This is a genomic window from Streptococcus sp. HMSC072D07, from assembly GCF_001814835.1.
Lineage (GTDB): Bacteria > Bacillota > Bacilli > Lactobacillales > Streptococcaceae > Streptococcus.
The window spans coordinates 23338-29362 of the sequence record NZ_KV818034.1 but is presented as its reverse complement, the minus strand read 5'-3'; the positions used below and the strand labels follow the sequence as shown (position 1 = coordinate 29362).

Below are 6025 nucleotides of genomic sequence, written 5' to 3'. Positions count from 1 at the left end.
TTGTCCATATTCCAGAAGTCTGTCACGGCTCCGCGTGAAGCAGATGATACGATATGGGCATATTTACCGAGAACACCACGGCTGTAAAGAGGTGGCAATGTTGTTTCTGCCTTGCGTTTTTCAAGTTCTTCTTCTGATACGGCCATGGAAATTTCTTTGGTATCTTGGTCAACCGTAACGATATCACCTGTACGGAGGTAAGCAATCGGTCCACCATCCTGAGCTTCAGGAGCGATATGTCCGACAACCAGACCATAAGTACCACCAGAGAAGCGTCCATCCGTCAAGAGGGCAACCTTGTCTCCTTGACCTTTACCAACGATCATGGATGAAAGGGATAGCATCTCAGGCATACCAGGACCACCCTTAGGCCCAACGAAACGGACAACAACTACATCGCCATCAACGATTTCATCTGTCAGAACAGCCTGGATAGCATCTTCTTCTGAGTCAAAGACCTTAGCTGGTCCAACGTGGCGACGCACTTTCACACCTGATACTTTAGCAACCGCACCATCAGGGGCAAGGTTCCCATTCAAGATGATAAGCGGACCGTCTGCACGTTTTGGATTTTCAAGTGGCATAATGACTTTTTGGCCTGGTGTAAGGTCTGCAAAGTCAGCCAAGTTTTCAGCGACTGTCTTACCAGTACATGTGATGCGGTCGCCATGAAGGAAACCATTTGCCAAGAGGTATTTCATAACCGCAGGGACACCACCGACTTCGTAGAGGTCTTGAAAGACATACTGACCAGATGGTTTCAAGTCAGCCAAGTGAGGCACGCGCTCTTGGATCGTATTGAAGTCCTCAAGTGACAAGTCAACATTAGCCGCATGGGCAATGGCAAGCAAGTGAAGAGTGGCATTTGTAGAACCACCGAGAGCCATAGTTACAGTGATGGCATCTTCAAAAGCTTCACGAGTCAAGATATCTGATGGTTTGAGACCAAGCTCCAGCATCTTGACAACAGCACGTCCTGCTGCTTCGATATCTTCTTTCTTGTCAGCTGATTCAGCTGGATGAGATGAAGATCCTGGCAAACTCATACCGAGAACTTCGATAGCAGTTGCCATGGTATTAGCTGTATACATACCACCACAGCCACCAGGGCCAGGGCAGGCATTACATTCGAGACGTTTCACGTCCTCAGCTGTCATGTCACCATGGTTCCATTTTCCGATACCCTCAAAGACAGAAACCAAGTCAATGTCTTTGCCATCAAGATTTCCCGGTGCAATAGTACCACCATAGGCGAAAATAGCTGGAATATCCATATTGGCAATGGCAATCATAGAACCAGGCATGTTCTTGTCACAGCCACCGATAGCGACAAAGGCATCCACGTTGTGACCACCCATCGCAGCCTCAATAGAGTCCGCGATGATGTCACGAGATGTTAGAGAGAAACGCATACCAGGCGTTCCCATGGCGATCCCGTCTGCTACGGTAATGGTTCCAAACTGAACAGGCCAAGCGCCCGCAGATTTGACACCTTCTTTAGCCAATTTCCCAAAATCATGCAAGTGAATGTTACATGGTGTATTTTCCGCCCAAGTTGAAATCACTCCCACAATCGGTGTTTCAAAGTCCTTATCTGTCATTCCAGTGGCACGAAGCATGGCACGGTTTGGTGATTTCACCATACTGTCATAAACGCTACTGCGGTGACGTGTATCTAATTCTGTCATTTGTTCCCTCCCATTTCAGTTTTTACCATTATAGCACAATTTCCGCATGAAGAACAGAATAAAATTCTTGAATTTTCAGAAAATTTCGATTACTAGCTTCTAATTTTTTTATCTTTTTTTGTCAAGTAACTTTACTTTACAAAAAAAATGTGTTATCCTAGTATGGTTGATGAAAATCACTAGATTGAATCGAATTTAAATACCTAAAGGAGAAAAGAAAATGGCAGTACCTGCACGTCGCACCTCAAAAGCGAAGAAAAACAAACGTCGTACACACTACAAAGTAACAGCTCCATCTGTAAACTTTGACGAAACTACTGGAGATTACTCACGTTCTCACCGCGTATCACTTAAAGGATACTACAAAGGACGTAAAATCGCTAAAGCTGCATCAGCTGAATAATAGAAGGGAGATACCATGCGCGTAAATATCACACTTGAACACAAAGAATCTGGTGAACGCTTGTACCTTACTTCTAAAAACAAACGTAACACTCCAGACCGTCTTCAATTGAAGAAATACTCACCAAAACTTCGCAAGCACGTAGTGTTTACAGAAGTTAAGTAGGGGTTCAATACGAATCAATACATAAGAAAAACGCTGATTTAAAGCGTTTTTTCTTTTTGCCAAATGCGATATATTGCACTGTATTTCAATCCAAACTCTACCTTTTTCTCTACCTTTTTTCTTAAGACCTGGTTTGGAAAGTATGAATTTCAGTTGGACTAAAAACAGCGTAATATCAAGACTTTTCTCCGCTTTTATAAAAGCGTTTTTCCAATCAAATTCAACTAATTTTATCTAAATGGTGTGGATTTTACCCCCAAAATTACAGAGAATGGAGCTGATAAACACTAAACGTTCACACCATTAGTTAAATGATTTTTTTCATCATTTTTCTTAGATGATAGAACTTCTAATTTATTTCTTATTCAAGCAAAAACAACCTGCTATAAGTAAGAAAGAGGAAGATACAAGAAAAACACGGCGTAAAAACCGATTCAGTTCATTGTCCTCAATCCTTGTCTGCTTCATTTTCTTTTACGAGATCGTTTTGTGAATCTTTTTCAGAGAGTTTTTGATCAATATACTTGTCAATGTTTTCATAAAATTCCTTGGTCGCTTCACTATCTAATGTTGGCGAGTTCTGAACTTGATTCACTTTCAATTGAACAGATTGAATACCGTAAGAGGCTTGTTTTTGGTGGAGTGTTTCTAATTCTTCTTCTGAAATCGGATCTCCAACAACCGTCAAGACCAATTCATTGTTACTTGACTTGTAGACTTGATTAATAACCGTATAATTGGCGAACTCTTTTCCTACAAACTGTTTGATCCCTTCTTTGCGCGCTTGTTCTATTGTCAGAGTAACTGCCGAATAGCTAGCTGGAAGAATCAACAATACAATCAAAGAAATCAAGCCAATTCTCATTTTAATGCTCAGCTCTTTAAATGAAGTTAAAGGAGATTTTCTCATCAAAATTCTTGTTCCAACAATGTTGGCTAGCATGATAAAGACACAGTTGATCAAGAAAAGATAGAGAGCCCCCAATAAAAATCGTACATTCCCATTAGCTAAACCATAGCCAGCAGTACAGATAGGCGGCATCAAAGCTGTAGCAATGGCTACTCCTGGCACGATATTGTTTGCTTCTTTTTTCCTTGAACCGATCACACCAGCAATCCCACCAGCAATAGCAATGAGAACATCCCAAATGGTTGGAGAGGTTCGTGCGATCAACTCGCTACTTGCATAAGACAAGGGAGAAATCCAGAAATACAGAGTCGAGACAAGCAAACTGACCAACACTTGAGTCAATAAAACCTCTAGAGATTGCTTGATTAAACGCGTATCAAAAATAGCTAAACCGAATCCCAGTCCAACAATCGGTGTCATGAGAGGTGAAATTAACATGGCTCCAATAATAACAGCTGTTGAATTCATATTTAGACCGATAGAGGCAATAAAAATTGCACACATCAAAATCGCTGTATCTCTCAATCGAACATGAAGGTCATCGTATAATTTCTCACGGTATTCCCGTGTTGAATAATTGGCAGTCATTTGTCCTCTCCTCTTTCCTTATTTAAATCGGTATAATAATTAATAATAACAGCTGATAAACAGCCAAAAAATATGAGCCCATAAATCGTCAAGAAGACACTGGTAATCCTTCCAATCAAGGTCACAGCTAGGAGATCCCCGTAGCCGACAGTCGTCGAAGTCACAAAAGCATACCAAAGACCGTCTCCGTAATTTGTGATAGCAGGTTCAACTAGGAAAAGCACGCCTCCTGACCCAAAAACAAAGGTCACAAAACTCAGAGCAAACCGAGTAAAACCCGTAACCTGTATAATATGCCATAACATTTTTAAACGTCTCATTTGTTCTCCTTATTCATACTAGCTCCTGACCGAGCCGTTTTTTCCAATAATCAAAGTGAAGATAGGACATGATCTCCATCAGAGAAAGATAGACAAACTGATAGATCTGATTTAAGCTGATTATCAACTGATATTGTTTGAAAAATGACTGGAAGAAAGACCAGATATGACTGTCTTGAATCAGTCCCTTCTTAACATCAGACAGGATATTAGCTAAAGCTCCCAAGGACTGAAACGGTAAATCCTTGACATTTATATAGATCCGGTCCACCACATCATTCAGACTGGTATCTTGGATGGCATGAAATTCTCCAAAGAGAACTCCTGCCGCTCCAAGAGTAGAAACAAATTCCACCAAATAATTTCTGAGGAAATTTTCTCAACCTTTTCCCATAATGTGTTTAGTGCCATCCATAACGATCCCAACCAGAAAAAGGAAAGAAAATAAGCAAAGAAATTTTGCCGTAAATCCCAAAAAGCTTGAAGACTTGGTGTCGTTGGTTTTTCTAACTCTAAAATCAAAATGGTCATAATAATTGCTAGAACAGCATCTGTCAATGCAATTAATCTATCTTTCTTCATCAGATTACGTTGCCTTTCATTTTGTAGTATTCTATCTCATCGTATAATATTTATTAATCTTAAATATTGGATAGTCACTTCATATTTTGAGTACAAACAAGATACACTAAAAAGCATGTATCTGTCATATTTTATTTAACTTTAGAAATATTCATCCATCTAATCAATAAATATATCATATTTCACAATAAATGACTACTATCAAAGATACATTTTCTTTCAGATTTCTCCCTTTTAAACTTGGCTAACTTGACCTGCATTACCTAGGTCGCTTTGCTTTAAATTATACTTTTTTCTTAAAGATTTGCTACGAGTAGTCTTTCATGTGAGTAATTTTTATCAAAAAATTTCATAGATAAGTCCTATATATAATCATGATAAAGTAGTAAAAATAGTTGTTATCCTAGTTGATTAAAAAAGTCTTTGATTTCCTCATCTTTTATAAAATAATATATAATTTTCCCCTCTCTTCTAGTATCCAAGATGTTTTGATTGGCTAGTTTACGAAGATGGTGGGAGGCAGATGCCATACTGAGATTTAGTAAACAGGCTATATCACAGACACAGAGTTCTTCAACAGCAAGGAGATAAAAGATGATATTTATCTGTTTATTATCGGTAAACTTTGATAAAATACGAAGTGATTTTTGGACTTTTTCCTTTTCAAGGTAGTTCGTTGCGGTTGTAACATTTTGCTGATTTATAATATTCACTTGGCAGATACTATCTTTTTTCATAATTTTTTCTCCTAGCCGAACACAGTCCTTAGCATGTTAAAGCTGTTGTTTTCAATCAGGATATACATCCCCAGTCCTAAATAAACAACGGCAATAAACCATCTGCTATATTTTTCCAAAGTTTCTCCAACAGAAGGGACTTGTGCCAATTTTTGGGCAGAAAAAACCAAGAGATAAATCATGACTAGAAAGGTAAGTAAAGCCACTATCAAATTCGCTAAATTTAAGGTAATAAAATATGGGACAAAAACACCAATATTGTCAGCACCACAACTTGCAAAAGTAATCATAGCGACTAGAAAAATCAGGTTTTTATTATCTTTGCGCAAACCATCTTTTGCAATAGCTTCTCCATCAGAATCTCCTAAAAGCAAAACTTTGAGTCCTAGGAAAATTGGAATCAAACCGAGCAAACCTAAAATCTCTTTACTAGGAATATAATTTAAGACAAATGCAAAAAGTAAACTTAGCAATATTAGACTAACAGAGCCTAGAAATTGTCCTAAATAGATGTTAATGATGTCTTTTCTGCTTTTTCTTTTGGCAAAAAATAACATTAGGATAATAAGTAAGTCTACGGCTGTCCCAGAATACAGGATTATTGAAGTAACAACATTTTGAACCATAAAGCA

Annotated in this window: 8 protein-coding genes and 1 pseudogene; 2 read left to right on the top strand and 7 right to left on the bottom strand. The window is 38.6% G+C overall.

The genetic code is table 11. From position 1 onward, the window contains the following. Positions 1 to 1688, bottom strand: a 1688-nt coding sequence (gene ilvD / locus HMPREF2991_RS00475; RefSeq protein ID WP_070683214.1) for a dihydroxy-acid dehydratase, incomplete at its 3' end; no start/stop codon positions are given. Between the two features lie 220 nt (positions 1689 to 1908). On the opposite strand from ilvD, the gene rpmF reads away from it, so the two are divergent. Both rpmF and rpmG read left to right on the top strand, forming a co-directional pair. After that, positions 1909 to 2091 (top strand): 50S ribosomal protein L32, encoded by a 183-nt coding sequence (gene rpmF, locus HMPREF2991_RS00470; protein WP_000290417.1) that lies wholly within the window; start codon positions 1909 to 1911, stop codon positions 2089 to 2091. A 15-nt stretch (positions 2092 to 2106) separates the two neighbouring features. Further along, positions 2107 to 2256: a 50S ribosomal protein L33 gene (rpmG, locus tag HMPREF2991_RS00465; protein ID WP_001265622.1), complete on the top strand. Its 150-nt coding sequence runs from the start codon at positions 2107 to 2109 to the stop codon at positions 2254 to 2256. Positions 2257 to 2704: 448 nt separating this feature from the next. Here rpmG and HMPREF2991_RS00460 read toward each other — a convergent pair whose 3' ends face one another. From HMPREF2991_RS00460 to HMPREF2991_RS00440, 6 genes and pseudogenes are all read right to left on the bottom strand, one after another. Next, complete coding sequence (locus HMPREF2991_RS00460; protein ID WP_000126416.1) at positions 2705 to 3754, bottom strand: DUF389 domain-containing protein; 1050 nt, start codon at positions 3752 to 3754, stop codon at positions 2705 to 2707. Continuing rightward, complete coding sequence (locus HMPREF2991_RS00455) at positions 3751 to 4074, bottom strand: potassium channel family protein (RefSeq protein ID WP_001253404.1); 324 nt, start codon at positions 4072 to 4074, stop codon at positions 3751 to 3753. Before HMPREF2991_RS00455 ends, HMPREF2991_RS00460 begins: the two co-directional genes overlap by 4 nt. A 13-nt stretch (positions 4075 to 4087) precedes the next feature. Then, positions 4088 to 4429 carry a hypothetical protein gene (locus HMPREF2991_RS00450; RefSeq protein WP_000397556.1) on the bottom strand — a complete coding sequence of 114 codons (342 nt, stop codon included), beginning with the start codon at positions 4427 to 4429 and terminating at the stop codon, positions 4088 to 4090. Continuing rightward, a pseudogene (locus tag HMPREF2991_RS10515) lies at positions 4411 to 4656 on the bottom strand (TMEM175 family protein); the annotation flags it as partial. The pseudogene HMPREF2991_RS10515 and the gene HMPREF2991_RS00450, both read right to left, overlap by 19 nt. Positions 4657 to 5054: 398 nt before the next feature. Beyond that, positions 5055 to 5393, bottom strand: coding sequence for a Cd(II)/Zn(II)-sensing metalloregulatory transcriptional regulator CadX (gene cadX / locus HMPREF2991_RS00445; protein ID WP_000711083.1), 339 nt, complete (start codon positions 5391 to 5393; stop codon positions 5055 to 5057). A gap of 11 nt (positions 5394 to 5404) precedes the next feature. Further along, positions 5405 to 6019, bottom strand: coding sequence for a CadD family cadmium resistance transporter (locus HMPREF2991_RS00440; RefSeq protein WP_000250556.1), 615 nt, complete (start codon positions 6017 to 6019; stop codon positions 5405 to 5407). Positions 6020 to 6025 lie beyond the last annotated feature (6 nt).

What these genes read in the sequence shown, in the direction of transcription:
- cadX (WP_000711083.1), bottom strand. Translation starts at nt 5,393, where the DNA reads ATGAAAAAAGATAGTATCTGCCAAGTGAATATTATAAATCAGCAAAAT.
- HMPREF2991_RS00460 (WP_000126416.1), bottom strand. Translation starts at nt 3,754, where the DNA reads ATGACTGCCAATTATTCAACACGGGAATACCGTGAGAAATTATACGAT.
- HMPREF2991_RS00455 (WP_001253404.1), bottom strand. Translation starts at nt 4,074, where the DNA reads ATGAGACGTTTAAAAATGTTATGGCATATTATACAGGTTACGGGTTTT.
- HMPREF2991_RS00440 (WP_000250556.1), bottom strand. Translation starts at nt 6,019, where the DNA reads ATGGTTCAAAATGTTGTTACTTCAATAATCCTGTATTCTGGGACAGCC.
- rpmF (WP_000290417.1), top strand. Translation starts at nt 1,909, where the DNA reads ATGGCAGTACCTGCACGTCGCACCTCAAAAGCGAAGAAAAACAAACGT.
- rpmG (WP_001265622.1), top strand. Translation starts at nt 2,107, where the DNA reads ATGCGCGTAAATATCACACTTGAACACAAAGAATCTGGTGAACGCTTG.